Here is a 25,854-nt window from a genome sequence, read left to right on the forward strand (position 1 = left end):
TGCGCATCAGTTAACCGCCGCTGGGGTGAGGTGGTTTGAGGTCACCGATTGAGAGAAACGCACCAGTTGGCCGTCGTGCAAGCGGAAAACCCGATCAAACATCGGCAGTACACTGTCACTGTGGGTTACGGTTATCAGTGTTTTCTGGTATTCGCGGCAGTGAGCCAATAGGGTCTGCATCACCTGATGGGCGGTCTCTTCATCCAGATTGGCGGTGGGTTCATCCAGCACCAAAACCGAACAATCGCTGTACATCGCGCGGGCCAGTAATAACCGCTGGCGCTGCCCTAAAGAGAGCGCGGCGTGACTTTCACGCACCAGTGCACTAAGGCCGCCCGGTAATCTATCGATGACCGAGGTTAATTGCAGCCCTTGCAGTGAGCACTCAATACGTTGGCGCTTATCCGCATCTAACTGACCATCAAACAGGGTGATATTTTGTAATACCGAGGCGTTGAACAGGATGTCCTCCTGACTTTGCAGGAAGAACAGTGCGTGGGCCTGCTGAAAATCAACCGCTTCGCCATCGACCAACACCTGCCCTTGCTGTGGTGGCATCAATCCCGCCATCACTTTCAGCAAGGTGCTCTTCCCGGCACCGGACTCACCGATGATCGCCACACTCTCTCCACGGGTCAGTGACAGTGACAAATCGCGCAATACTGGCTGGCTGGCGTCGTAGGCAAAACGGATATGCTGGTAATCCAACTGGCGGGTAAACGCCGGGATCGCCGGAGGAATCGACGAGCTGTTTTCAGGCGGCGTTGATTGCCCCGCCGGGAACAGATCACGGGCGCGGATATCAATCACATGTAATTGGTTTTTCTGCAAAATCGCATAGAAAATCTTGGTGATATATGAGGTGAAAATTTCGCGCACAAAACTGTAGGCAAAAAACTCGCCCAAGCTGAGGGTGCCCTGCTTCAACATCGGTAGAGCCAGCAGCATAAAGAACACCATTTCGAGGCTGCCGATCAGTTGATAGAGGCTGTTTTTGACCTGATCGTAGATTTTTTTCTTCTGTAGTGCGCTGAACAGTGACAGCGCCAGACCGGCAAACACCCCTTGCCGTTGGCTGGCTAAACCGGCAGATTTAATGGTGGAGAAGCCCTGAATGGTTTCTAAAATGAAATCACTTTGCTCAGCACCTTTGACCTGCAACTGCTGGGTGTAATAGCGGTCACGGTAGATGGCCCAAATACTGATAAGCCCCATCAACATCACGCCAACCGCAGAGACCATCGCCAGCAACGGGCTCATATAGCACATCACTACTAATGCAATGGCGCCGATAATCCAGTCGGTGCGCAGGCCATTATCCAACTCAATTTTTTGGGTAGCGGCCATTTGCCAGTTCGAGAAGCGGCTGAAGATATCGCCCGGTGCCCGCTTATCAAAGAAGTTGAGTGAATGGCTGAGCAGACGGGCGAAACCCGCGACGCTATTGAGCACCACGAACTGCTTGATGTAGCGCTCGGTGATGTACCGCACACAGAAAGCGAGTGAGGTGGAGACCACAAAGGCCAGCAGAAAATAGAAGTAGGGGAACTCTTTATCACCCGCAGAGGAGAACACATCATTGATAGCGCTGCTGACCATGGTCGGCATGATAAATAGCGTCAGGGAGATCAAAAACGCCAGCGTCATCAGCCAGTAGATACCACGAACACTCGCGGTCTCTTTTAGGCTCATGCAGTCGAGTGCACTAAGTCGCTTGCTGTGCTCCATCTTCTTCACCGCTTCAGGCGAGGCTGGAGTTTCGGGGTCCAGCACCAGTGCATAGCCGCTGATTTCTGCTTTTAGGGCATCCATCGGCAGTAGCTGCTGCCCGATCGCCGGATTCATCACGCAGACATAGTTACCTTTACGGTAAGCGAGCAGCACATAGTGGCTCGCACCGTAGTGCAAAATGGCCGGCAGCGGAATAGCTGACAGCTCTTGATGCTCAAACACCACCGGATAAGCGGGTATCGCCAGCTCAGACAAAATAGTGCACAGCGTGGCCAGTGAGGTGCCATGCTGTGAGGCAGGATAGCGCTCCCGCAAGCTTTCCAACGGTGCATTGATGCCCTGCGTCTGTGCCAGCATCGAGATACAGGCCAAGCCGCATTCATTGGTTTCGCTTTGAAAAACTTGCGTCGGGATTATCTTTTCCATTTTCTACTATTCTTGATGAGTGACATTATTCATTAATAAAAAATAACGAATGCGAGTGCCATAACAGCCAATCCTGTGGATGCTGCTTCATTGACGTTTCGATCAATTCGGGTAATCTCTTTTTGACTTCCCGTGCGCTAAGCGCAGGGTAAATATGGATTTTTATCCCTTTGTCGTAATACAGGTAATAAAAAACCACCTGTGCCGACAGTGCTCTGGCAATGCGAATAATGCCACTGTGCAAATTGGCGGCTCGGTTAAACAGCTGGCAGGGCATTTTGGCGGTTTCTGCCATCTGGTTATTGATGGTGTAATCCGGCGTAATATCCGGAAAAACCATGATATTTCGCTTATGCTCAGCCGCTTCCATAATGGCGTCCATCAGGTTACCGGCAATCGCCCGACTATCAGCATGAATGGAGCAATAAGAGATATTCACCCCACCCATTTGCCGCGCCTGCTCTTCATAAACCTCAGCGCTAGCCGAGACCACAACTGTCGCCTGCCCCGGATAAGCCCCGGCGCCCACCATGCCGGCGAGCACATCCGAAACCATGTGCAGTGGTGCCAAAACAACCGGTGAACCGGCGGCGTGCAGTGCGCTGACCTGACAGTCCAACTGCTGGGTACAGGCAGCCAACTGCGCTAAAATCCGCCGATTCTGCCCATAGGTTGCCGCCAACTCCAACACCTGACGCCGCTGTGCGGTGCGAATAAAATGGTGCGCCGACGGGCTTTTCTGACCGGCCAATAAGCATTGGCTATTGGCCGCCGCCACATGGGCCAGATTCTTCTGCCGCCGTGACACCAAACCGAAAGCCCGGCGCAGAGCACCGAGCATCAGTAGAAAGCGATAATCACCGTGCCGTAATAGCCAGATAGCCAGTTGGGCCTGCCTGCGGGTGAATGCTTGCCCGCTAAAAGCCAGCTTATCCAGCTGGTTTCTCCAGGCAAAATACCCCCATACGGCTAGCAGTCTCATTATTTCTCCAGCGCCTTATCGTGCTCGAGCAATGACAAGAGGTGATCCGAGAATGCCGGGAACTCACGATCCTGCAACGCTATCCATTTTTTGCCGACAATAAAGGTCGGGGTGGCGTCAATTTTGTAGTGCGCCGTCACTGCCGTCATATAAGCGATTAGCGCTTTGGCTTCCGCAGACTGGCTAGCTTGCTGATATTTGCCGACATCAATGCCATTAGCTTTTAACCAGTTCTCGAGTTGACTGTTATCGCTGAAATCGATGTTATCTTCGAGTACCGCTTTGTAAGCACTTTGCCGATGCTGCGACTCAATGCCCATCACAGATAATGTGGCGAACATTGGCGCGAAACGCCCCAGCCCCGTGGTTTTATCACTGCTGATATGTAGGCGAATAAAGCGGCTGCCCTCTGGCATACGTTTTTCTAATTGGGCGACGTTCTCTTCATTAATGGCGCAGTAATGGCAGCCATAGGAGAAGATTTCAATAATTGTTTTATCGTCTTTGATTGGGCTGTTTGCAACTTCACTTTCGCTGACAGAAAACAGCGTTTCCTGGGTATCTTGATTAAGCACGAAATAGTGAAAATAGGCTGTTGTTATCAATGAAGAAATAAGGATAACCAACAGTGTGTAACCGATAAAAAATCCCTTATTTCTAAATATACTGTTTTTTGTCGACATATCGTTTTTTATAGACATAAAGGTGTATTCACATTCAAGGTTCAGGTAAAGACATAAACAAGTGTTAAATCATATTTATGTCGGCTTAAATTCGTGTTTCTTAACATTCAGTTAATGCGAAAATTCTTGAATCTGAAAATCAATTACGCATTAATAAAAAATAAAGCAGGCAAGCACAGTCATTCGCCCTGCACTTGCCAGAGGCATCGTTAAATATCAATAGAAATTAACGAAGACTTAAAGCCACATCTTATTTGCAGTTAGCAACATTAGAAGGTGCAACTGTACGGCTAACAACTTTACCGTGTTTGTCAGTACAAGTCGTGATTGCCTGACAAGTTAAAGTGGTGCTACCAGTCAACCACTCAAAAGTATCTTTACAAGTAGTCCCAGTACCGCCAACGATTGTATTGGCATCAGCCAGGTTCATTTTTTTCATGAGTTTTTCCTTAAAGAAAAAATAAAAAATTACAGCCTATTATTTAATAGCCCATTGAAGTATGCGTTTTTAGCTATAGATTTAAATCTTAATAACCAACCACCAAAACACAGTGGATTTATACTATATAAACGCAATGAATTACAACTCAAAAATAACATTTATTCATTTTAAAATAACACACAAATAAATGCCGAGCGGGTTCGCTATTATATTTAAATAACAGTTAAACACCTCGATTTATGAAACTTAAAATAGCGCATTTGAAACGCTATTTTATCTTCATAATAATCACGCACTCAGATTAAGAGTGCATATAATTCTATATTTAGAGGTATGACATAATCACCACTCCACTTCCGCTAAATGTGCCCGCGTCAGGTAATGCTGGCGCATGAAGTGTTGATTCAATCAGGAAAGGGGTGTTTCCCACCGCAGCGGTTACCGTGACACCGCTGGACAGGTCTTGCCCCGACACTTTCAATGTCGAGGTCAAATTCCCATTTTGTCCAAGATTGATACTTTTGCCACCCACCAGTGTCAATATCACTGATGTTCTGGCGGTGCAGTTGATAATCAATGGCTCAGTTTTTATTGCACCATCAACAGATTGCTGATTAAGCGAACCATGGTTGATATAGACATCACCGGTGACTTCACAGGTCTCAGGTGTTGGTGGAACCGCGCCGCAGTAGGAGCCGGGAATGACTCTACCGGTGAGATTTCCATCATTGGATCCCTGCCAATACATCACACCAAAGCAGCTGCCAGCAGCACGTAATGGATCAGGTGTCACGGTGCCCCAACTTCCTGATACTCCATTTTTAGCCACAAAAGCTGCTCTCATCATCTCCGCAGTCGCCCCCTGCGAAACAATAACCCGGGTCAGGGCATTGGATGGGTTACCACATATTTCAGCATTCGCCGCCGTCGAGTAGTGACATATCGCCACAGAACAAGATGCAGCCGTACAAAGTACCCCCTGCATCTCCTCAGTCGGCCAGGCGAATGTCCCCTGATATTGGGTTCCCACTCTTGTTTGGGTAGAAACCCAGGCACTGGCCTGGCTATAGAGCGGCAATAAGAACAGCACGCAAGCTATTAGCCAGCAATATCCAGTATTCGATCGCATATTAGGCTGTTCCATTTATTTAAGTTCCATTGTCCTATCAGCATTCGTGCTGTTGATAATAAATTTCAGCGGCAACAACTTGGCGTTGGAATAACATCAGGCGGGAGAACTCACCGCTCAATAGTATTGCAAGCTAAATGTAGCAACTGCATTAAACTCACCGCGCTTAATCGTGCGCTGGGTAATGGCATCTGGCTCACCCTGAACATAAGCTTTCAGAGTAATAATATTGCTATCCGCGTTTAGTGAAATATCTTCACTGGCCTGGTCTAGAGGTAGGGGTCTACCCGCCAATGTTTCGATACCAATACCTATTCCCATATCAGCATCAGTAACCGACAATAACCCCGGTAATTTAAGATTATTGTTACCGGTAAACATTATCTTGGCGGCATTACCCAAACTAATATCACAATCGACCAGATGAATTTGAAATTGCTTACCTAAAGTACGTTGATTCGAATACAGATATTTATCGACCACCGTGCCAAAATTCAACGCAATAGCTTCGTCACCAGGGCGTATTGTGCAAGGCTCCGCGACTAATGCACCGTGAAAACGCATATTATCAGCGGCCCATGTTGGCATCGCCCAGACAATATTCAGCATCAGAATGCTGAATATAATTCGTTCAGGGCGCATCAACAGATTAAAATTAGCCATCATGTGATCCTATTGATAATCCACTAATAGTGTGGCGGTGGCGGCAAAGGCCCCTTCAGTTAATGTCGCACCCGGTGCCTGGACCGGTACTGCCTGAAGTACCGGCGGGTTATTTTTGTCATATGGAACACGTGTATTCAGTGTAAAAGCGGTGCCATTTTTCAGTATTCGAATACCCAGATCCGAGGTATCAGTTTGGATCGCGGCAGGATCAAATGTGGTCACAGAACCGCTAATAATCGTCAGACCCAATTCCGAACCACCGGCCGGCGTATCACAGGTGACGGTGTAGGGCACATTCTGGGTATAATTGATGCCATTAATTTTGTTCACCCCCAGATTTTCCCCGAAAGGCACATCAATGGTGTTGCCACCACTAATAATGCAAGGTGGGGGATTAATTAATGTGCCCGAGAACGTCATATTCTCGGCAAATGCCAGCGAGCCACTCAGAACCAAAACCACCGCAGCAGAAACGCGCGATATCAATACGCTGTTTTTCATTATTGATACTCCACAACCATGGTGGCTGCTGCGGTAAAAAGACCGGTTGCCAGCGCAGCACTTGTTTGTTTTATCGGTACAGCCTGCAACACAGGGATTGTCGGATAGGTAAAGTTGAATGTGCTATTGAGCGGTAATGCTTGCCCACTGCGCATCAACTTGATCCCTAAACCCGTGTTACTCGTTCTTAAATAGCTGGCGTCGAGCGCAGCGCCATCACCTTTGATGCTCATTTTCATGGCATTGGATGCTGCCGCAGTACAGTTCAGGCTATAGCTTATTGGCTTCATGTAATTAGCGCCGTCGATACGCGAAGTCAGTAGGTCATCACCAAAATCGACGGTGATCATACTGTTGCTGTTAATCACACAAGGCGGCGCAGCAAAAATATTGACCGTGACATTGACTGCCGCAACTTTATTCAGCGCCCATGCAGAGCTGCTTAACAGTGTCGTCGCGCCGATGAAGGTCATCATGACCATCGGGACCAGCCGACTAGCTATGTAGCGACCAACCGGGCCGCGACAAACAGAGCGGCGATAAACAACACTCATCCCATATTCCTTTTTCATCGTTCAGTCTGACATCCGCGCTGTCGTCTCATCTGCTCAACTAAAGCCATACCGAGATAAACAGCTATTTAACGCTTTCAACCACTGAGCAGGTGCTGCCAGTACAACCAAAGATCATTTTTGGTCGGCCACCGAAATCATTGACATAAGTCAGTACCGGTTTGCTGCCCAATGCGCCTGCGCTGACATCTAACATGCCCTGTGATTTTGGTGCGATCATCAGCGGCTTGAAGCCCGCAGCTGTTTTGCCATTTTTGCTCTCACTGGCATCAACCAGCGTGATGTAATACGGCGTCGGGTTATTCACCTGGTAGCGATCGCCCTGTCGAGTCAGCTGTACTTTTTCTTGCCACGGTGTCGCCATGTCGGCCTTTTGTGGCACGATGCTGACTGGGCGGTAAAACAGCTTGATGCGGGTTTGCAGCGCAATCTGCAAGGTATTGGCTTTTTCCGAGCGCGGTGGAATTTCACGCAAGTTAAAGTAGTAGAGCGTTTCGCGGTCTTGCGCCAACTGGCTCACCGCCGGTAACGTCTGTATTTTTAACTGGCTGAGCGCACCCGGCTCCACACGCTGAACCGGTGGAACCACCGTCAGCGGGGAGTTAATCTTGTTCCCCTGCTCATCTTCAATCCATCCCTGCGCCAGATAAGGTAATTGCTTATTCTGGTTGCTGATGTTCAGGCTGATCGACTTATCGCCGCCATTGAGGATCACCCGGGTTCTGTCCAGTGCAATCGCTGCTGTCGCCTGTTGGGCCATCAATGCCGTCACCAAAAGGGTGGCGATGCGCAGTTTGTTATTCAATTTCATTACCTTTTCCTTCGAATTAATCATGTCAGAACCTAGTGGCGCCGATCGTTTTCTATTCTCTAAACGAGCTGTTATCCGCAGGTCCATTGCTAAACCTTTCTACTGTGATACCGGGGGTTTATCCCCTTCCGTTATCGGCTGACAAGGCAACAGTAGATTCGTCAGTACTGCTGGAGTCAGTATCTTCGGAAGTGTCACGCTACATTGCGCCTTCCCATTCCAGTGCACTGACATGGTTTCACCGGCTTTGATCCCACTGAGATAAGTAGAACCATCGTCATTAACTATGCCGGTCTCTTGCTGATTTTCATTTAATACCGTGGCACCGAATGGCGGTGCTGAACCATCAGCCATGCGCAGCATGGCCATCGCTTTCTCACCAGCAATCACATTAAAGCGGCGATAACCGATAGCGCCTTCAGTCAGTGTGACTTGTGCTACCGTGCCTCGGGCTTCCACGTTATCCGACAAGTTATCGATATCAATACTCGCTCGGTTGCGGTGATAACTGTTCACATCACTGACGATGGCTTTACCAAAGCGGTTGGTACGTACAGTTGAGCCATAGCCCTGAACCGGAACATCCTCCACACCTTGAGTATCAAGTAGCAGTCGCGTGCCGCCCATGACATTTGCCCGATGCAGTGCCGCACCTTCAGCCGTGACGGTAGCGCCCCCCTGAATACCTAAACCGACGGAGGAGTACTGCCCTGCCTGATAGCTGGCGTTGGCGTTAATATCTGCGCTATTGCCAATATGGTTATAGTTACCACTCACCAACGCGCCGCTACGTGCTACACCGGTATTAATCTGGTAGTTGTTGTGAGCATCCGGACGATTGGCGTATCCGACTCGATGCGTATTTTCACCACTACTGACTGACGCGCTATAACTCAAGGTTGCGTTGTTGCCAAATGGCATAGATAAGGACAAGTACATGCCGTCATCATTGCTGTCGTTATACCGGTTACGGAAAGCAGACAGTGACAGACTGACATTCTTGAATTTACCCACGTCAAAATAGCGAGCTAATGAGAGGTTATAGCGGTCATTCGCCGAACGATCCCAATAGGTCTGATGGCTATAGTTCAGATAAGCACTTAACCCCAGATCACGGAACTGCTGGTTGAAGCTGATGGTATACATCTCTTTATTGCCGCCAACTCTGTCGCCGCGATATCGCGCATCGAGATACTCGGTCATGCTCATAAAGTTACGTTCAGAGAAGCGGTAGCCGGCAAACGTCACCTGGCTGCCCGTTTCCTGGAAGTTTTTCGAATAGTTGACTCGGTAAGAGCCACCACTCAAGGTGCCTTGATCCGGCAAGTTGGCCCACGATTGAGTCATATCAACCGATACAGCACCAAACTCCATCAGATCACGCCCCACCCCCATGGATGCGGCTTGATATTCATTTTCACCGCTGATCCCACCACCAAACAGTGACCAACCGTTATTGATCCCCCAAGAGAACTCCCCGGTGGCAAATGCTGGCCCTTCAGCCCGATGCCCAATATTCGAGGGCTTACCGGCGGCAACTCTATAGCGCACCATGCCGGGGCGAGTCAGGTAAGGAATACTGGCGGTATTGACCTGGAATTGCTGGACTTGGCCATCAAGCTCCTCCACCCGCACATCCAACGCCCCAGAAACAAAACTGTTCAGGTTCTGAATACGGAATGGGCCAGCGGCGACCAACGTTTCACTCAACACACGTCCTTGTTGACTGACAATGACCCGCGCATTGGTACGAGCAACACCCATAATTTCAGGTGCATAACCGCGTAAGTTCGGCGGTAACATGTTGTCATCAGTGACCAGACTGGCACCGCTAAAGCGGAAGCTGTCAAAAATCCCTGAGTTGAGAAAATCCTCACCCAGCGTCAACTTGGCACCCAAACTCGGTATCGCACGGTAGGCGTAATAACGACTCCAATCCCATTGGCGTTCAGTGGGTGAACCGGAAGCCTGCTCGATACGCGTCTGCCAATCAGCACGGAACCGCCAGGCACCAACGTTGGCCCCAGTAGTACCGTTACCGCTCAAACTGTTGTTATTGGTATTATTCGTCTGCTGACGGTTCAATTGCCCCAACAGGTTATAGTCGAAAAGCACCCCAGGAATCCCCTCCTCCCAACGAGAAGGCGGGTCCCAATCTGGCTCGCTATACTCCAACCAAGCTTGCGGCACACTCAGGTAGAGTGATGAGGTCGCCAGATCACCTTGCACAGTCAAACCGGGCAAGCTGCTGATATCCAGACACTCGCCATTGCGCCACCAGGTCAGCTTATGGAGGTTCTCTTCTTTCAGCGCCAGCAACTCAACCAACTCGGGTGATAAACACGCCTCACTAATTTTTGGATCTTTCTCAGAGGCGTAGAACACCACAGGCTGCTCGTTGAGCTCCTGCTTATTCATATGAACTAATAAGTTATAACTCCCAGGCATGATATAACCACGCTGGGAGAATTGGCTCAGATCGATATTGGCGCGATCCTTGGTATCCAACACATCGGTATTAAACTGAATATCATCGCTGGCTGACACGCCATAGGCATTGCCACTTAACGCAACTGCAATCAAAATGCGTAATAAACCGCTACGGGCAATACCGTGGGTGATGGAACGAGCGGATACCATGGGATATGTCACCTTACTCATTGAAATCAGTAATAATCCAATTTGAAACGAACACTGGAGTAATAGTTTCCAGCACGCAGCATCTTGCCATTGCCCACTAACCGCAGGGCATAATTGAGTCTCATATCATCAGTAGGGATAATATTAATTTCCGGTGACGGCACACCTGGAGTAGAAGCATTGCCTTTATCATCAATGATTTGCATTGCAACTCCCTCGGCTTCACCGTAAACCGCGAAATTATTGCCATCCGCCGCACCATCAAATGACACCGTAAAATGCTGCCGATTAGACTTATCGGGATCCGCATGAACTAACGTGCAATCCAGTAAGCGAATCGCAAACGGGTGCTCATTCCCCACGCCATTCTCAACCAACTGACCAATCGGCATAATCGCCATATCGATGGTCTGCTCCAGACTTCCTGGGTCTATCGCGCAAGATGTGTCAGTAATACTTCCTTCCATACTCACGTAGCCCAAATCTGTCTTCATGGGATCAGCCATTGCAGAAACACTAATCAATGACGCCATTAGTAAGGAGGGAGGCACTAGCAAAAAAAATGACCTGGACATAAATCACCTAGCTCATCCAACACGTATCTTTCTCAAGATAAAAAGACATGCGGATAAATCCGCATGTCCAATTAAAAAAGGGGTGCTTATTGGTAAGCCAACATGAAGTTAGCTACGCTTGAGAAGCTACCTGGTTTGATGGCGTCAGAAGCAGTGCTGCCCTGCAGGTAAGCAGAGAAAGCCAAGGTGTTGTTGCCAGTGATCAGAGTCTGTTCAGCAGTTGCATCACCCAGAGTAACAACAGAGCCAGTACCATCAACGATGGCAATGCCAGCGCCTTCAGCCAGACCAACGATACCCAGCAGGCCAGGGACTGCAGCTGATTCTGCACCGCTAAAAGTAGTGGTTACTGTTTTCAGAGTAGTGGTATCGCAGTTTTCCAGTTTGATGTCGAAATCATGGGAAGAAGAACGACCACCATTCTGCAGAGCTACGTTAGAGATCTGACCCATTTCAACAGTCTGAGAATCAGAACCTGCTGCGATTGAGCATGGCGCATCAATGATAGAACCATTGAAAGTCACAGTACCTTGACCTTGATCTGCTGCGTTAGCTACAGAAGCAAAACCTAATACCAAAGCTGCTGCCAAGATCGTTTTATTCAGTTTCATTACGTAATTCCTTTATACACAATTTAAGTTTTGCAAGTTCACCTACCTTAATAGACTCAAGGTAAATACCGCATCGAAGTAGTTGAAACATAAGAACTCATACATCTTATTTTCGTTAAAATACGAAGAAATAAGTCGCAGACAACAGAGAGCTATAGATTCAACATGCAGACATTGAAAGACGCCTGCATTTAAAAAAAACCTTTAAATAACGTTTAAGACCTTTTTGTTCGACGCAGATAATACAAATATAGATGCTCACTTCATAGGTAATTAATTCAAAAAATCAAAATTCAGAGTGTTTAACTTAATTAATTACACTTACCAATTAATCTCGATAAGATTGATCGATAAACACCACACCTTCGATACTTACCACTATCAAAAATGACATGTCGACACATTAGATCGCTAAAAGTCATTTTTTCGAAATTAACGATTGCTTATTCCATAAGTCAAATTATAATCGACATTAAATCCTCAAGACCTTAATTCCAAAAGCAGAAAAAGCTTAGCGTCGATAAAACCCAGACTTAATAACAGCTTAAAACTCAAAAAAACACTTGGATCTAAAGCCATGAAAATCACCACAACACATTGAAATACATGAATAAAAAATAGCAAAATCAAAACTTTATTTTATTGAAGAATAAAGGTGGATTGTTTTCTTATACATTTGAGAATGGTATTTATTTGGTGCTAAAATCCGGATTAATTATTAATTTTCGCACTCTGATTTATGGCCGTTAAATAAAAATTACAAAAACAATATAAAATAAATAAGACGATACCTTAATGCCTGTAAGAACTATCCTTTAAATTTGTAGGAAAATACCTACCCGCACGTAGGAAATATAAATAAAGAATAGAGAATGTAAGAAATAAAAAACAAGACATCCTTAATAAAGATATTGCATGAGGAAAAATCAATGAAACCTAAGAATCAACGTAAAGAAGAAGTCATGGAAATCTTGGCAGAAACATGTCATGTATTGAAAGAACAATTTAATGAGTCTGTACCACCCGTGGATAGTTGGCCAAAAACCCGAGAGTTGGCTGATAAAGCACAATTAGATATTTATACCGCAAGATTGGTATTAATGAAGTTGGTTGATGAGAACAGAGCCAAGATGTCAGAAACAAAAGTGCTGAATTCATTACGCTGGTTTATTGCTCAGCCCGCAGAAAAATAGAGACGCCCGCCCTAACGGGTATAGTGGCTGAGTGCGCTGATAAAACGTGAACCAATCATCGTGTCATGTTTTGTTCGATATAAAAGTAACCTGTTGATAGATAATGAAACTCTGCTTACCCAAACCAATAAAAAATGCCCTCCCAGCGAAAGGGAGTCACCCTATTGTTATCGCGATCATCGCCATAACCTTTATTGCCATGATGCACTATGAGATCAATAGAGGCGGTGCCGGGCTTCATCTCCCCACCAACATTGTCATTTGGGCCATGATGGCGCTACTGACGATGGCACTCTATTGGCCACGCCAAGAAGCGGGCCATGCCCTGAACTCTCCGGGCTATCTGTGGCTACTATCCGGGGCGCTGATGATGAGTATTCCTGGACTATTTCCCGCCTCCTTGCAGCACCCAGGGGCTTGGTTACCGCGCATTTTGGGTTTGTGGGGCGGGATAATAGTGCTGTTTGGGCTATTTCGCCTGAAGCTGAACACAGGTGCGCGACAAGTGTGGTTGATGCTCATCCTCTTGTCCGCTTGGGGGCAGGCCATGCTGGCCCTACTGCAATTATTTGTTTTTACATCCAATAACTGGATGGAGTTCGATATTGCACAGCGCCCTTATGGCATCTTTCAGCAAACTAACGTGCTGGCCAGTTATCTGGCAACGGGTTATGCCATCGCCGCCTATCTGTTTATGGTCTCGGGCAGCCGAGCCGTACGCGGTGTCAGCACACTGAGCCTACTGGTTTTCCCTGGCTTATTGATGCTACTGCAATCGCGGATCGGCTGGGTCGGTGGAGTCTCAACCTTACTCTTGCTTTCGCTCTATTACTGGCGTCAGCGGCAAATCGCCTGGCTGTGGTTATCGAGCCTGATAAGCATACTGGCTGCTCTTTATCTATTAAGCCAATTGAGTGAGAACTTGCTGCTCGCCAAAGAAGCCAGTAACCGCGAGCGCGGGTTAATCCTCAAATATACCTGGCACATGATACAGCAGCACCCCTGGCTAGGCTGGGGTTACGGTAGCTTTGAGTCTGCTTTTGCACAAACACTGGCGCAAGCCGGGCAAGTTCCGCATCACTTTATTTTCCCTTCTCACCCCCATAATGAAGTGCTGTATGGCTGGGTTGAGGGTGGCATCGTGACACTGATAGGAGTGTTGCTACTCGCTATCGGCTATGTAAAACCACTGTTGATGCAGCCCAAAGCGGTGTTCCCGTTGTGGGTGCTCACTTTGCCGATCGCGTTGCATCTGATGACCGAGCTGCCTCTTTATCAATCCGCCGCCCACTGGCTGGTGCTTATTCTACTTGGCCGATTGATGATCCCGGAAAACATGTTGGTGGCAGCCACTACGCCCCTCGTGCGATGGCAGCGTGGGCTGCACTACATCGTCATTTTATCCGCACTATGTACTCTGCTATTTATGATGACGGGCTACAAAACTGGCCGGGTGCTAACAGTGGCCGAAAGAGATGGGCTAGTTGATATGCGGCCATTAAATACGCTGACAAATCCCTACATTCAATGGGAAAGGTATGAGTACAACCGCCATATCAATCTGTTACTGCAATTTAACCAGCACCAAGATCCTATGTTGCTGACGCAGTTTAGTGCATGGGCAGAACAGTACATTCAGCTACACAATGATCCGAATGTTTATCTAAGTCTCATCATGATTAACCAGTATCAGAACAATGTTGCTCAAGCCAATCGCCTGTACCAAACGGCAAAAACTCTATTCCCCGGCAACCCCGCTTTTAAATAACATTTTGAAAAATATTACGTTAGAATTTTATAGCCTCTAAATTTAGGGGCTGAACTGCATCATTGCGAGGGTTCTCGAATTTTTACCTATGTCAGTTTTCAGGCCACTGGGCTAGTATGTTGACTGGAAAAAGGACTTAACTAGAAAACATAAAACGCATGAATAATCCTGATAAACTCGATAGCCACACCCCAATGATGCAGCAGTACCTTCGACTCAAAGCCCAGCATCCGGACATACTGCTGTTCTACCGGATGGGGGATTTTTATGAGCTGTTTTACAGTGATGCGAAGCGCGCCTCACAACTGCTGGATATCTCATTGACTAAACGGGGTGCTTCCGCCGGTGAGCCGATTCCCATGGCCGGTGTCCCCTATCATTCGATTGAGCCATATCTGGCGAAACTGGTTCAGTTAGGTGAATCAGCGGCTATCTGTGAGCAAATCGGTGACCCGGCAACCAGTAAAGGGCCGGTTGAGCGTAAAGTCGTGCGGATAGTGACGCCGGGAACAGTCAGTGATGAGGCTTTACTCCAAGAGCGGCAGGATAATCTGCTGGCGGCTATTTGGCAGGATGCCCGTGGATTTGGCTATGCGACCCTGGATATCAGCTCTGGCCGCTTCCGGGTTGCAGAACCTGACGATATTGAAACCATGGCCGCCGAGCTGCAACGCACCAATCCCGCCGAGCTGTTGTATCCAGAGAACTTCGAGCAGATGTCGCTGATTGAGCAGCGCCATGGCTTACGCCGCCGCCCATTGTGGGAGTTTGAGCTGGAAACCGCTAAACAGCAGCTTAATCTGCAATTCGGCACACGCGACTTAATCGGTTTTGGTGTTGAGCAAGCCCATCAGGCATTACGTGCCGCGGGCTGCCTGCTGCAATATGTCAAAGATACCCAGCGCACCTCCTTGCCCCATATCCGTGGTTTAACCATGGAGCGTCAGCAAGATGGCATTGTTATGGATGCCGCCACCCGCCGTAATCTCGAACTGACCCTTAATTTATCCGGCGGGACAGAGAATACGCTGGCGGCAATTCTTGATTGCAGTGTGACCGCCATGGGTAGCCGAATGCTGAAACGCTGGCTCCATATGCCCGTGCGCGATATCAAGGTGCTAACGGATCGCCAGCAAGCCATTGGCGGCCTACAAGATATTACCGCTGAGCTGCAAACCCCGCTGCGCCAGGTGGGTGATTTAGAACGTATTTTAGCACGTCTGGCACTGCGCACCGCCCGTCCACGAGATCTGGCCCGTATGCGTCATGCTTTTCAGCAATTACCGGAGATCCATCGTTTACTGCAACCGGTCGATGTTCCCCATGTACAAAACCTGCTATCACAAGTCGGCCAATTTGATCAGTTACTCGACTTACTGGAGCGGGCCATTGTTGAAACGCCGCCAGTATTGGTGCGCGATGGTGGCGTTATTGCACCGGGCTACAATGCCGAGCTGGATGAGTGGCGAGCATTGGCCGATGGCGCGACCGACTATCTGGATCGGCTGGAAATTCGCGAACGTGAGAAGTTGGGTCTGGATACGCTAAAAGTGGGCTTCAATGGTGTCCATGGCTACTACATTCAGGTGAGTCGCGGTCAGAGCCATCTGGTTCCCATTCATTATGTCCGCAGACAAACGCTGAAGAATGCTGAGCGCTACATTATTCCTGAGCTGAAAGAGTATGAAAACAAAGTTCTGACCTCTAAAGGCAAAGCGCTGGCGATTGAAAAAGGGTTATACGAAGAGATTTTCGATCTGCTATTGCCACATCTGTCCGAATTGCAAACCAGCGCCAATGCGCTGGCTGAGCTGGATGTGCTGTCGAATCTGGCGGAAAGAGCAGAAACACTCAACTACAGTTGCCCGACCCTGAGTGATAAACCGGGGATCAAAATTATCGGTGGCCGCCATCCGGTGGTTGAGCAAGTGTTGAGCGAGCCCTTTATCTCTAACCCGCTAACGCTATCACCACAACGGCGTATGCTGATCATTACTGGCCCGAATATGGGGGGTAAAAGCACCTATATGCGCCAAACAGCACTGATTGTGCTGCTGGCCCACATGGGGAGTTATGTACCTGCGGATCAGGCCACTATTGGCCCGATTGATCGCATCTTTACCCGCGTTGGTGCGGCGGACGATCTGGCATCAGGCCGCTCTACCTTCATGGTGGAAATGACAGAAACAGCCAATATCCTGCATAACGCCACCGAGCAAAGTTTGGTGTTAATGGATGAAATTGGGCGCGGCACATCAACTTATGATGGCTTATCACTGGCCTGGGCCTGCGCTGAAAATCTGGCTAGCCGCATTAAAGCAATGACGCTGTTTGCCACCCATTACTTTGAGCTAACTACCCTGCCGGAAAAAATGGAGGGCGTGGTAAACGTACACCTTGATGCATTGGAGCATGGGGAAACTATCGCTTTTATGCACAGTGTACAAGATGGCGCAGCCAGTAAAAGTTATGGTTTGGCGGTTGCAGCACTGGCCGGTGTGCCGCGAGATGTGATCAAGCGGGCACGTCAGAAGTTGAAAGAGCTGGAGTCGCTCTCCAATAGTGCCGCGGCGAGCAAAATTGATGGTTCGCAACTAACACTGCTCAATGAAGAGACGCCACCCGCCGTTGAAGCATTAGAAGCACTAGACCCTGATTCGCTGTCACCTCGTCAGGCACTGGAGTGGATTTACCGCCTGAAAAGCATGGTATAGCGCCCATAAAAAAACGGTGAACATCAGTTCACCGTTTTTGTGTTTTATCGGAATAACGCTCTATACCCTAAAGACAATCTGAAGTATGACGGGTATCTCTATTCGCGAAACAGCGCCTCAATACTTAAACCTTGAGTTTGCAGAATTTCCCGCAGACGGCGCAAGCCTTCAACCTGAATCTGGCGGACACGTTCGCGTGTCAAACCAATCTCCCGGCCAACGTCTTCTAACGTTGCGGCTTCGTATCCTAACAGACCAAAACGACGGGCCAATACTTCGCGCTGTTTTGCATTCAATTCAAACAGCCATTTGACGATACTTTGTTTCATATCATCATCTTGCGTTGTATCTTCTGGACCGTTTTCATTCTCGTCAGAGAGAATATCCAACAAGGCTTTCTCTGAGTCGCCGCCTAAAGGCGTATCAACAGAAGTGATACGTTCGTTGAGGCGTAACATACGGCTCACGTCATCGACCGGCTTGTCGAGTTGCTCAGCAATCTCTTCAGCGCTCGGTTCATGATCCAATTTATGAGAAAGTTCTCGGGCGGTACGCAAATAAACGTTTAATTCTTTAACGATATGGATAGGTAAACGTATGGTTCGGGTTTGATTCATAATTGCCCGTTCAATCGTTTGACGAATCCACCATGTAGCATAAGTGGAGAAACGAAAACCGCGTTCAGGATCAAACTTTTCCACCGCCCGGATCAGGCCGAGGTTACCCTCCTCAATCAGATCCAGCAGCGCTAAGCCGCGATTGCTGTAACGACGAGCGATTTTCACCACCAACCGCAAGTTACTTTCAATCATACGCCGACGTGAAGGCACATCTCCGCGCAATGCACGCCGGGCAAAATAAACCTCCTCTTCTGCGGTCAGCAGTGGCGAATAACCAATCTCACCAAGGTAGAGCTGTGTTGCATCCAGCACGCGCTGGGTAACGCCTTGCGCCAACAGCTCATCTTCCGCTAACTCGCTTTCAGTAGGTTCATCTTCTACTGATGCTTTTTCATCGAAAATTTCAGTTTCCGTACTGTTTTCATCAAAATCAGCATCTTCATGCAACTCGTTAACTTTCAGCGTATTTTGGCTCATATGCTGCTCCTACCCGTGAATCCGGCGAGCAGAATACAGCGTATTCTGCCCAATCTATCGCTGCGGAAGGTAACGCAGCGGGTTTACGGATTTCCCCTTGTAACGAATTTCAAAGTGCAATCTTACTGAACTGGTTCCGGTGCTACCCATGGTGGCTATTTTTTGACCCGCCTTCACTTCTTCTTGTTCCCGGACCAGCATTGTATCGTTGTGAGCGTAGGCGCTCAGGTAATCATCATTGTGTTTGATGATGATTAGATTACCGTAACCACGCAGTGCGTTCCCAGCATACACAACCCGCCCATTTGCTGTAGCGAAGATTGGTTGCCCACGAGAACCGGCGATATCAATCCCTTTATTGCCCCCTTCGGAAGCAGAGAAGCTATCGATCGTTTTACCCTCAGTTGGCCATTTCCAGCTACTAACTGGACCCCCATTGCTGGTTGGATCACTGATGGGACTGCTTGGCGCAGTAACAGGTGCGGTTGTCGCGGCAACTGCCCCTGACGCTGGTAACATTTTACCAACATTCTGTTTACCCGAGTTTCCAGAATACGCGCTAGTTGGTTGAGAATCAACCGTTGTAGTTGTGTTCTGAATATTTGACGGCGGTTTTGCTATTCCGCCTGATGTGGCATCAGTTGCAGCTAACATTCCACCGCCAGAGCTATTACCCAACTGAATGGATTGCCCCACATTTAGGCTATATGGCTCAGCAATATTATTTTTTGCCGCCAGATCACGGAAGTCATTTCCCGTTATCCAGGCGATATAAAACAGCGTGTCGCCACGCTTAACGGTATAGGTATCACCGCTGTAACTTCCTTTGGGGATAGTGCCATAACTGCGGTTATAAACGATGCGCTCACCCGAACTGTTGGTGTCCGAGCCATTTAGCATAGTACCTGAACGATCACCACCGACACTGCTGATTGGCGCAGAGGTTGTATTATCATTGCTACAACCTACCAACCATAAACTCATAACCGTACATGCCGCGATTCGGCGTAATGTAATCATTGGGCTTCCCGTGCTCATGCTTCCCCCATGACAGCAATAATAAGCGATGTATCAAATACAGAAGCGCGCATGCTATCAATACCACGCCTGCCATACCATAAAATTTATGTTACTGATTTTTTTGCCGATCTTTTACGTAAACCTACACGTCTCGGATGAGATAAAAGATTTAGGGCTGAATTAAAAAGATTGAGTTCAGGCCAATTCCCCTTTGACCAAGGGGACAAAGCGGACAGCTTCCACCGTTTCAATCTGAAATTCATTGTGACGGCGCTGCACACATTTCAATGTTTGAGCTAGCTCTCCGACCGGCAGAACCAATATCCCACCATCATCTAACTGCTCAAGTAATGCCTGCGGGATCTCTGGTGGTGCCGCTGTCACAATGATCGCATCAAATGGCCCGCGTGATGCCCAGCCTAGCCAGCCATCACCATGGCGGGTAGAGACATTATGCAGATCCAGCTGTTTCAGGCGGCGTTTTGCCTGCCACTGTAACCCTTTGATTCGTTCAACTGAGCAAACATGTTCGACTAAATGCGCCAGAATTGCGGTCTGATAACCCGAACCGGTGCCAATCTCCAATACCCGCGAGGTCGGCGTCAATTGCAACAATTCGGTCATTCGCGCCACCATATAAGGCTGGGAAATAGTTTGACCCGAACCTATTGGTAGAGCTGTATTCTCATACGCTTTATGCGCCAAAGCTTCATCAACAAAACGCTCGCGCGGCACCGCTTCAATCGCCTGTAACAAGCGATCGTCCTGAATACCTTGCTGACGTAACTGCATCAACAATGTTTGCATGCGTTTATTTACCATTCCCCGTCAACCTCATGAATGCTGGCTAACCAGTTTTCAACTACGTCTTGCGCCCCATAGGCGGTTAAATCAACCTGAAGTGGCGTGATAGAGACATAACCTTGCTCAATTGCCGCAAAATCTGTGTCCGGTGCCACATCAAATTTCTCACCCGGAGGGCCAATCCAGTAGAGATCTTGCCCTCGCGGGTCTTGTTGACAAAATACCTGCTCCGCTGGATGGCGGCTACCACAACGTGTTACCCGGATACCTTTAATCTCAGATAAGGGTAAATCAGGTACATTAATATTCAGTATTTTGCCGGTACGCAATGGAATATGTTGTAACGTGCGCAATATGCGGCAAGTGATCGCCGCCGCCGTCTCATAATGCTGATGCCCATTAAGTGAGATAGCCAAGGCAGGAAACCCCAAATGCCGCCCCTCCATCGCGGCCGCGACCGTCCCGGAATAGATAACATCATCACCGAGATTTGCGCCGGCATTGATACCGGAAACCACAATGTCGGGCCGAGGGCGCATTAATGCATTCACCCCCAGATAGACACAATCGGTTGGCGTACCTTGCTGAACCGCAATATCACCATTGGATAATGTGGTGATGCGCAGTGCGCTATCCAGCGTTAATGCATTGGAAGAGCCACTGCGATTACGATCAGGAGCCACGATTTGTACCTGCGCGAATGTCCGCAATGCGCTGGCGAGCGTTTGGATGCCCGGCGCAGAGATACCATCGTCGTTACTCAGCAATATCCGCAGCATCAGCATTATCCTGATTCATGATTTCGCGCACCACACTGGTGGCAAAGCTGCCGGCGGGTAACCAGAAACGGAGTTCGAGGGTCACATCATCCCACCAGCTCCACGCCATGTTCTGCGGTTGCAGCAGGATTGCCCGACGTGCGCCCTCGACACCTTCGCGCTTTACCAGCGCCAGTAATTCGCTCTGCTCCGCCAAACAGGCCAGTTCGAAAGCCAGTGCCTCGCCCTGAGTGCCCAGCTCACCCTCCCCTGGCAACGGGGCGGTGATATTCAATTCGCCTGCATCGACGCGCTGCTGTAGCGCGGTCAATTCATCAATGGCGGCAACAAACCAACTGCCGCGACCGGAAAGCTGCAATGCATCGCCCTCCAGCACTGTCGTGGCCTGCTGTTGTGCCAAACGGATGCTGCTAATCAGATTGAACATTGCGCTACGACTGGCTGACAGATAAAAGCTACGCTTACTGCGCTCTTTGACCCGGATTTGGTTGTTCGCCCACAAACGCGCCTGCACCAGATTATTGCCACCACGGCCAAACCGCTGGCTGCCAAAATAGTTCGGCACGCCATGCTCCGCAATTTGCTGCAACCGCTGCTCGACATCCTGATTATCGGTAATGTGGCGCAATACCAGGGTAAAAGCGTTGCCCTTCAGTGAACCAATGCGCAGTTTTCTTTTTTGGCGCACCGACTCCAGTACTTCGCACCCTTCCAGTTCAAAGGTGGAGAGATCCGGGGCCTCTTTACCCGGCAGGTGCAGACAGAACCACTGTTCGGTAACGGCGTGGCGATCTTTCAAGCCGGCGTAGCTCACCAGGCGGGGATGTATCTTGGCAAAACGCGACAGATAGTCAGCGACAAATTGAGTATTACAACCGTTTTTGCGGATACGAACCAACAGATGCTCGCCTTCGCCATCTGGCTCAAAACCCAAATCCTCGATCACTACAAAATCTTCCGGATTAGCTTTTAGAATGCCACTCGCTTTGGGTTTGCCGTGCAGCCAGGTGAGATTTTCCATGTCCATGTTTTATGCCTTAACCAGCAGAGCTACCGCTTCACAAGCAATACCTTCGCCACGCCCCGTGAAACCAAGCTGTTCCGTGGTGGTAGCTTTGACGTTGATATCATCCATATGACATTGTAGGTCTTCCGCCAAATGAACGCGCATCTGCGGGATATGGGGGGCCATTTTAGGCGCTTGGGCAATAATGGTAATGTCCAGATTCCCCAACTTATACCCTTTAGCCAGAATACGGCGGTAAGCTTCGCGCAGTAAACCACGGCTATCGGCCCCTTTAAATGCCGGATCAGTGTCGGGAAATAACTTGCCGATATCACCTAAAGCAGCAGCGCCTAACAAGGCATCGGTGGCCGCGTGCAGTGCCACATCACCATCGGAGTGTGCCACCAGCCCCTTTTCGTAGGGGATGCGTACACCGCCAATAATCAGGGGGCCACTGCCATTCTCACCAAATTTATGAACATCGAAACCGTGACCGATCCGCATTAGTGCTTCTCCATATGATGTAACCGGGTTAAGTAAAACTCTGCCAGCGCCAGATCCTCTGGACGCGTCACTTTGATATTGTCCGAACGGCCAGAAACTAATATCGGATGATAGCCGCAGTGCTCTAATGCAGAAGCTTCATCGGTGACCACCGCCCCCTCTTTCAAGGCGCGGGATAGACACAATTTTAATAACTCAAGCGGAAAAAGTTGAGGTGTCAAAGCATGCCACAGTGCTTGACGATCAACAGTGTGGGCAATGGCTTGAACCCCTGCCTCACTGCGTTTCATGGTGTCACGCACGGGTGCTGCCAGAATACCGCCCACTTTGCTATGCCCAATAATCGACAGCAATTGATCAAGATCGTCACGGTGCAAGCAAGGGCGCGCCGCATCATGGACCAAAACCCACTCCGCCTGCCCGGCACATTGTAAACCAGCCATCACCGAGTCGGCCCGCTGTTCACCCCCGTGAACAATATGAATGCGGGGGTCCTGCGCGATAGGTAACTTGGTAAATTGCGTGTCCTGCGGATGTATGACGACGATAATCTGCTGAATTTGCGGGTGATCAAGCAAAGAAAAAATTGCGTGCTCAATGATTGTCTTACCGCCCGCAGTTAAATACTGTTTAGGGCAATCAGCCTGCATACGGCTGCCAATACCCGCAGCCGGTATTACAGCAATGACTTCAGGAAGGGAAACTGCAAAATTACTCATTATTATTGCGCGTTATTTTGCGTCGAAGGGGTACTCGCATTGCGTCTGGATTGGTCAGGAACCAGACGATAGAAACTTTCGCCGGGTTTAATCATACCCAGTTCGTTACGTGCGCGCTCTTCGATCGCCTCTTGACCACCGTTTAAATCATCAATTTCAGCAAATAGCTGGTCGTTCCGGGCTTTAAGTTTGCCGTTGTTGGTCTCTTGAAGAGCCACGTCATCCTTAACCCGAACAAAATCATGAACACCATTCTTGCCCAACCACAGTGAATACTGGAGCCAGCCAAGTAAAATCAGCAAAAGAAGTGTAAGTTTTCCCATTCCCGCCCCCCGAAAACTGCCTAATCATCCCACAACTTTTCGTCGGACTCCACTCTGTGACGGAAATAGGCCATAACACCCAGATTAAGGGCGATTTCCAGCCCAATAACAGCACTACTTTTCGCGAATTTCACTTAATAAATGTGATTGACCTTATTTTAGCCGAATCCTCGCATAACAAATGAGCAACATACGTACTTTTGTTTGTGGTTATACGCGGCAAATCAAGAGTAATAAAAAGAGAAATAAGCCACCAAATGGATTAATGCGCAGGTTAATACCTTTTATCTCCAATAAATGGGATTTTTCTAAGTTAGAACGAAAACACACAAAGAAATAAGGATATTTTCTGTTCACTATATTAAACAAATGTTCTACTATTTTACTCAATCCGACAGGATAATTCTGAATTTTAGGTGTTCGGTAAACACTGTCAAAGAGGCCGACTCTTCTTTTGCCGGGGGCAAAACCCATGGAAAAACAAACAATTCCGCCAGATAATGAATTGTTAACTGAAATTGCAGTGTCTTATTACCAAGATGAAATGACGCAGGAAGAGATTGCACATAAGTTTGGTATTTCAAGGATCAAGGTCGGGCGGCTGCTTAAGCGGGCAAAAGCCGAGGGCATTGTTGAGATTACAGTACGTTATCATCCGGTGTTTAGCACCCGCCTCGAACAGCAGTTGATTGAGCATTTTGGCCTGAAACGGGCATTGATCGCGCTGGATTATCAAGATGAAGATGAGCAGCGGCGTCAGGTTGCCTCGCTGGTTTCCGGCTATCTGGCAACAAATTTAAAAGACAACACGGTATTAGCGGTTGGACAGGGGCGTAATATCGCCGCCATCGCCGATCACGTTAGCATCGTGCCGGAAAGGCAGTGTAAGTTCATCTGCGGCATTGGCGGAACACATCGCCCCGGTGATGCAATTAATGCCGACCATATCAGCCGTCGGCTAGCCAAAAAATTTGGTGGTTCCAGCGAAACCCTTTACGCCCCCGCGTATGTGGAAAATCGTGCGTTAAAAGAAGCTTTTATGCAAAATGGCACCATCAAAGAGACCCTCGATCGCGCCAGAAAAGCGGATATCGCCCTGGTCGGTATTGGTGATATGAATGAAAACAGCTATATGGTGAAACTGGGCTGGTTCACGCCGCAGGAGATTGTTGATGCCAGTATGCATCAAGGTGTGACCGGTGAGATCGCCGGATACGATTTCTTTGACGCCCAGGGCCTGCCGGCGAATACCGTTATGAACGATCGGGTTATCGGCATCAGTACTCAAGAGTTGCGCCAGATACCTTGCGTGATAGCTATCGCCTCCGAAAGCACCAAAGCATTGGCTATTTTGGGTGCTTTGCGCACCGGTGCGATTGATATTATTGCCACCAGCGCATCAAATGCGCGGACAATTTTGAAGATGATCCAGCAACAACCTTAAGCTGGCTTTTACTGCTGGCGACAATACGGCGGTCAGCGTCCCGGCTAACCGCCGCCTAGCGGTTGACTAGACCAAACGCTGCTCTACCGAATCAGCCAATTGACTCAATATTAAGCAACATGATGTTGCCCCCGCGTCTAAAACACCGCGAGAACGCTCACCCAAACGGCTGGCCCGGCCAATTCTGGCGACTAAATCAATGGTGGAGTCGCGCCCTGCATGGGCCGCATTTTTCATCAGGTGGAGTGACTCAACGAAGGACTTATTCTGCTGTTGCGCCAGTTCGAATGCTTCGACCGTGGGGATCAGCGTATCCATAATGCATTTATCACCCACACCGGCATCGCTAATATCCTGTAAGCTGGAAAGTCCGCCTCTCAACATGGTGCCAAATGCCGTGGCATCAATGTTATCGCAGTTGCGGATACTATCCGCCATGCCCATAAAAATGCTGCCATAAAGCGGCCCCATCGAACCACCAATTCCCTCCATCAGGGAGTCAGACAGTACATCCAGCGCCTCGGATACCGTCAGATCTTTACCTTTGATACTGTCGGCACAAATATTGAATCCTTTCGCCATATTGATGCCGTGGTCGCCATCGCCAATCGCGCCGTCGATCTCACTGAGATAGTCGCGATTGGCGATAATAGTCTCCACCAACTCCTCAACAATCGGCGTACCATCTTGGTTACAAAATACGCTCATCATCCC

The 25,854-nt window shown here is 48.8% G+C and carries 25 protein-coding genes; 4 read left to right on the forward strand and 21 right to left on the reverse strand.

What is annotated here, in order from left to right; all coding sequences use genetic code 11:
* Nucleotides 1–6 precede the first annotated feature (6 nt).
* The 12 genes from FFE93_RS17040 to FFE93_RS17095 all read right to left on the reverse strand — a co-directional run bounded on the left by FFE93_RS17040 (nucleotide 7) and on the right by FFE93_RS17095 (nucleotide 11,769).
* Nucleotides 7–2,157 carry a peptidase domain-containing ABC transporter gene (locus tag FFE93_RS17040; RefSeq protein WP_138775628.1) on the reverse strand — a complete coding sequence of 717 codons (2,151 nt, stop codon included), beginning with the start codon at nucleotides 2,155–2,157 and terminating at the stop codon, nucleotides 7–9.
* Nucleotides 2,158–2,182: 25 nt separating this feature from the next.
* On the reverse strand, nucleotides 2,183–3,139 hold the full coding sequence (locus FFE93_RS17045; protein ID WP_138775630.1) for an ABC transporter: 957 nt from the start codon (nucleotides 3,137–3,139) through the stop codon (nucleotides 2,183–2,185).
* A complete protein-coding gene (locus tag FFE93_RS17050) occupies nucleotides 3,139–3,765 on the reverse strand; it encodes a DsbA family protein (RefSeq protein WP_049600074.1) in 627 nt (208 codons plus the stop codon). Before FFE93_RS17050 ends, FFE93_RS17045 begins: the two co-directional genes overlap by 1 nt.
* 307 nt (nucleotides 3,766–4,072) lie before the next feature.
* The gene (locus tag FFE93_RS17055; protein ID WP_032897804.1) at nucleotides 4,073–4,261 is read right to left on the reverse strand and encodes a DUF4762 family protein; all 189 of its coding nucleotides are present in this window, start codon (nucleotides 4,259–4,261) and stop codon (nucleotides 4,073–4,075) included.
* Between the two features lie 328 nt (nucleotides 4,262–4,589).
* Entirely contained in the window at nucleotides 4,590–5,393 is an 804-nt protein-coding gene (locus FFE93_RS17060; RefSeq protein WP_261369020.1) for an exotoxin, read from the reverse strand.
* 117 nt (nucleotides 5,394–5,510) lie between these two features.
* On the reverse strand, nucleotides 5,511–6,056 hold the full coding sequence (locus FFE93_RS17065; protein ID WP_138776000.1) for a fimbrial protein: 546 nt from the start codon (nucleotides 6,054–6,056) through the stop codon (nucleotides 5,511–5,513).
* Between the two features lie 9 nt (nucleotides 6,057–6,065).
* Nucleotides 6,066–6,560 carry a fimbrial protein gene (locus FFE93_RS17070; protein WP_138775634.1) on the reverse strand — a complete coding sequence of 165 codons (495 nt, stop codon included), beginning with the start codon at nucleotides 6,558–6,560 and terminating at the stop codon, nucleotides 6,066–6,068.
* The gene (locus FFE93_RS17075; protein WP_390898806.1) at nucleotides 6,560–7,114 is read right to left on the reverse strand and encodes a fimbrial protein; all 555 of its coding nucleotides are present in this window, start codon (nucleotides 7,112–7,114) and stop codon (nucleotides 6,560–6,562) included. The genes FFE93_RS17070 and FFE93_RS17075 overlap by 1 nt, the downstream gene beginning before the upstream one ends.
* Before the next feature lie 82 nt (nucleotides 7,115–7,196).
* On the reverse strand, nucleotides 7,197–7,943 hold the full coding sequence (locus tag FFE93_RS17080) for a fimbria/pilus periplasmic chaperone (RefSeq protein WP_005274123.1): 747 nt from the start codon (nucleotides 7,941–7,943) through the stop codon (nucleotides 7,197–7,199).
* Nucleotides 7,944–8,042: 99 nt separating this feature from the next.
* Nucleotides 8,043–10,583 carry an outer membrane usher protein gene (locus tag FFE93_RS17085; RefSeq protein ID WP_005274126.1) on the reverse strand — a complete coding sequence of 847 codons (2,541 nt, stop codon included), beginning with the start codon at nucleotides 10,581–10,583 and terminating at the stop codon, nucleotides 8,043–8,045.
* A 26-nt stretch (nucleotides 10,584–10,609) separates the two neighbouring features.
* On the reverse strand, nucleotides 10,610–11,116 hold the full coding sequence (locus FFE93_RS17090) for a fimbrial protein (protein WP_049599656.1): 507 nt from the start codon (nucleotides 11,114–11,116) through the stop codon (nucleotides 10,610–10,612).
* A gap of 128 nt (nucleotides 11,117–11,244) precedes the next feature.
* Nucleotides 11,245–11,769 (reverse strand): fimbrial protein, encoded by a 525-nt coding sequence (locus FFE93_RS17095; RefSeq protein WP_005274134.1) that lies wholly within the window; start codon nucleotides 11,767–11,769, stop codon nucleotides 11,245–11,247.
* Nucleotides 11,770–12,698: 929 nt separating this feature from the next.
* Here FFE93_RS17095 and FFE93_RS17100 point away from each other — a divergent pair.
* From FFE93_RS17100 to mutS, 3 genes are all read left to right on the forward strand, one after another.
* Nucleotides 12,699–12,962: a hypothetical protein gene (locus FFE93_RS17100; RefSeq protein ID WP_005274137.1), complete on the forward strand. Its 264-nt coding sequence runs from the start codon at nucleotides 12,699–12,701 to the stop codon at nucleotides 12,960–12,962.
* 103 nt (nucleotides 12,963–13,065) lie between these two features.
* A complete protein-coding gene (locus FFE93_RS17105) occupies nucleotides 13,066–14,730 on the forward strand; it encodes a PglL family O-oligosaccharyltransferase (RefSeq protein WP_005274140.1) in 1,665 nt (554 codons plus the stop codon).
* Between the two features lie 158 nt (nucleotides 14,731–14,888).
* On the forward strand, nucleotides 14,889–17,444 hold the full coding sequence (gene mutS / locus FFE93_RS17110) for a DNA mismatch repair protein MutS (RefSeq protein WP_138775636.1): 2,556 nt from the start codon (nucleotides 14,889–14,891) through the stop codon (nucleotides 17,442–17,444).
* A 98-nt stretch (nucleotides 17,445–17,542) separates the two neighbouring features.
* Here mutS and rpoS read toward each other — a convergent pair whose 3' ends face one another.
* The 8 genes from rpoS to ftsB all read right to left on the reverse strand — a co-directional run bounded on the left by rpoS (nucleotide 17,543) and on the right by ftsB (nucleotide 23,696).
* Nucleotides 17,543–18,541 carry an RNA polymerase sigma factor RpoS gene (rpoS, locus tag FFE93_RS17115; protein WP_005278950.1) on the reverse strand — a complete coding sequence of 333 codons (999 nt, stop codon included), beginning with the start codon at nucleotides 18,539–18,541 and terminating at the stop codon, nucleotides 17,543–17,545.
* A 54-nt stretch (nucleotides 18,542–18,595) separates the two neighbouring features.
* On the reverse strand, nucleotides 18,596–19,561 hold the full coding sequence (nlpD, locus tag FFE93_RS17120; protein ID WP_049599662.1) for a murein hydrolase activator NlpD: 966 nt from the start codon (nucleotides 19,559–19,561) through the stop codon (nucleotides 18,596–18,598).
* Nucleotides 19,562–19,756: 195 nt separating this feature from the next.
* Nucleotides 19,757–20,383 carry a protein-L-isoaspartate(D-aspartate) O-methyltransferase gene (locus FFE93_RS17125; RefSeq protein ID WP_032898888.1) on the reverse strand — a complete coding sequence of 209 codons (627 nt, stop codon included), beginning with the start codon at nucleotides 20,381–20,383 and terminating at the stop codon, nucleotides 19,757–19,759.
* Nucleotides 20,377–21,144 (reverse strand): 5'/3'-nucleotidase SurE, encoded by a 768-nt coding sequence (gene surE, locus FFE93_RS17130; RefSeq protein ID WP_032898890.1) that lies wholly within the window; start codon nucleotides 21,142–21,144, stop codon nucleotides 20,377–20,379. Before surE ends, FFE93_RS17125 begins: the two co-directional genes overlap by 7 nt.
* Nucleotides 21,122–22,171: a tRNA pseudouridine(13) synthase TruD gene (gene truD, locus FFE93_RS17135; RefSeq protein ID WP_032898891.1), complete on the reverse strand. Its 1,050-nt coding sequence runs from the start codon at nucleotides 22,169–22,171 to the stop codon at nucleotides 21,122–21,124. The genes surE and truD overlap by 23 nt, the downstream gene beginning before the upstream one ends.
* A gap of 3 nt (nucleotides 22,172–22,174) precedes the next feature.
* Complete coding sequence (gene ispF, locus FFE93_RS17140; RefSeq protein WP_032898892.1) at nucleotides 22,175–22,654, reverse strand: 2-C-methyl-D-erythritol 2,4-cyclodiphosphate synthase; 480 nt, start codon at nucleotides 22,652–22,654, stop codon at nucleotides 22,175–22,177.
* A complete protein-coding gene (gene ispD / locus FFE93_RS17145; protein ID WP_005278961.1) occupies nucleotides 22,654–23,373 on the reverse strand; it encodes a 2-C-methyl-D-erythritol 4-phosphate cytidylyltransferase in 720 nt (239 codons plus the stop codon). The genes ispF and ispD overlap by 1 nt, the downstream gene beginning before the upstream one ends.
* A 2-nt stretch (nucleotides 23,374–23,375) precedes the next feature.
* The gene (gene ftsB / locus FFE93_RS17150; RefSeq protein WP_032898894.1) at nucleotides 23,376–23,696 is read right to left on the reverse strand and encodes a cell division protein FtsB; all 321 of its coding nucleotides are present in this window, start codon (nucleotides 23,694–23,696) and stop codon (nucleotides 23,376–23,378) included.
* A 472-nt stretch (nucleotides 23,697–24,168) separates the two neighbouring features.
* Between ftsB and FFE93_RS17155 the strand changes: the two genes are divergently transcribed.
* Complete coding sequence (locus FFE93_RS17155) at nucleotides 24,169–25,140, forward strand: sugar-binding transcriptional regulator (protein ID WP_005278968.1); 972 nt, start codon at nucleotides 24,169–24,171, stop codon at nucleotides 25,138–25,140.
* Between the two features lie 66 nt (nucleotides 25,141–25,206).
* Here FFE93_RS17155 and dhaL read toward each other — a convergent pair whose 3' ends face one another.
* Nucleotides 25,207–25,851 carry a dihydroxyacetone kinase subunit DhaL gene (dhaL, locus tag FFE93_RS17160; protein WP_005278970.1) on the reverse strand — a complete coding sequence of 215 codons (645 nt, stop codon included), beginning with the start codon at nucleotides 25,849–25,851 and terminating at the stop codon, nucleotides 25,207–25,209.
* Nucleotides 25,852–25,854 lie beyond the last annotated feature (3 nt).

Origin of the sequence: Yersinia sp. KBS0713 (assembly GCF_005937895.2) — a bacterium.
Classification (GTDB): Bacteria; Pseudomonadota; Gammaproteobacteria; order Enterobacterales; family Enterobacteriaceae; genus Yersinia; species Yersinia bercovieri.

Bases quoted from the DNA above. Each gene is read 5' to 3' on its own strand.
- FFE93_RS17040 (WP_138775628.1), bottom strand. From the start codon at position 2,157: ATGGAAAAGATAATCCCGACGCAAGTTTTTCAAAGCGAAACCAATGAA.
- FFE93_RS17045 (WP_138775630.1), bottom strand. From the start codon at position 3,139: ATGAGACTGCTAGCCGTATGGGGGTATTTTGCCTGGAGAAACCAGCTG.
- FFE93_RS17055 (WP_032897804.1), bottom strand. From the start codon at position 4,261: ATGAAAAAAATGAACCTGGCTGATGCCAATACAATCGTTGGCGGTACT.
- FFE93_RS17060 (WP_261369020.1), bottom strand. From the start codon at position 5,393: ATGCGATCGAATACTGGATATTGCTGGCTAATAGCTTGCGTGCTGTTC.
- FFE93_RS17065 (WP_138776000.1), bottom strand. From the start codon at position 6,056: ATGGCTAATTTTAATCTGTTGATGCGCCCTGAACGAATTATATTCAGC.
- FFE93_RS17070 (WP_138775634.1), bottom strand. From the start codon at position 6,560: ATGAAAAACAGCGTATTGATATCGCGCGTTTCTGCTGCGGTGGTTTTG.
- FFE93_RS17075 (WP_390898806.1), bottom strand. From the start codon at position 7,114: ATGAGTGTTGTTTATCGCCGCTCTGTTTGTCGCGGCCCGGTTGGTCGC.
- FFE93_RS17080 (WP_005274123.1), bottom strand. From the start codon at position 7,943: ATGAAATTGAATAACAAACTGCGCATCGCCACCCTTTTGGTGACGGCA.
- FFE93_RS17085 (WP_005274126.1), bottom strand. From the start codon at position 10,583: ATGGTATCCGCTCGTTCCATCACCCACGGTATTGCCCGTAGCGGTTTA.
- FFE93_RS17090 (WP_049599656.1), bottom strand. From the start codon at position 11,116: ATGGCGTCATTGATTAGTGTTTCTGCAATGGCTGATCCCATGAAGACA.
- FFE93_RS17095 (WP_005274134.1), bottom strand. From the start codon at position 11,769: ATGAAACTGAATAAAACGATCTTGGCAGCAGCTTTGGTATTAGGTTTT.
- FFE93_RS17100 (WP_005274137.1), top strand. From the start codon at position 12,699: ATGAAACCTAAGAATCAACGTAAAGAAGAAGTCATGGAAATCTTGGCA.
- FFE93_RS17105 (WP_005274140.1), top strand. From the start codon at position 13,066: ATGAAACTCTGCTTACCCAAACCAATAAAAAATGCCCTCCCAGCGAAA.
- mutS (WP_138775636.1), top strand. From the start codon at position 14,889: ATGAATAATCCTGATAAACTCGATAGCCACACCCCAATGATGCAGCAG.
- rpoS (WP_005278950.1), bottom strand. From the start codon at position 18,541: ATGAGCCAAAATACGCTGAAAGTTAACGAGTTGCATGAAGATGCTGAT.
- nlpD (WP_049599662.1), bottom strand. From the start codon at position 19,561: ATGATTACATTACGCCGAATCGCGGCATGTACGGTTATGAGTTTATGG.
- FFE93_RS17125 (WP_032898888.1), bottom strand. From the start codon at position 20,383: ATGGTAAATAAACGCATGCAAACATTGTTGATGCAGTTACGTCAGCAA.
- surE (WP_032898890.1), bottom strand. From the start codon at position 21,144: ATGCTGCGGATATTGCTGAGTAACGACGATGGTATCTCTGCGCCGGGC.
- truD (WP_032898891.1), bottom strand. From the start codon at position 22,171: ATGGACATGGAAAATCTCACCTGGCTGCACGGCAAACCCAAAGCGAGT.
- ispF (WP_032898892.1), bottom strand. From the start codon at position 22,654: ATGCGGATCGGTCACGGTTTCGATGTTCATAAATTTGGTGAGAATGGC.
- ispD (WP_005278961.1), bottom strand. From the start codon at position 23,373: ATGAGTAATTTTGCAGTTTCCCTTCCTGAAGTCATTGCTGTAATACCG.
- ftsB (WP_032898894.1), bottom strand. From the start codon at position 23,696: ATGGGAAAACTTACACTTCTTTTGCTGATTTTACTTGGCTGGCTCCAG.
- FFE93_RS17155 (WP_005278968.1), top strand. From the start codon at position 24,169: ATGGAAAAACAAACAATTCCGCCAGATAATGAATTGTTAACTGAAATT.
- dhaL (WP_005278970.1), bottom strand. From the start codon at position 25,851: ATGATGAGCGTATTTTGTAACCAAGATGGTACGCCGATTGTTGAGGAG.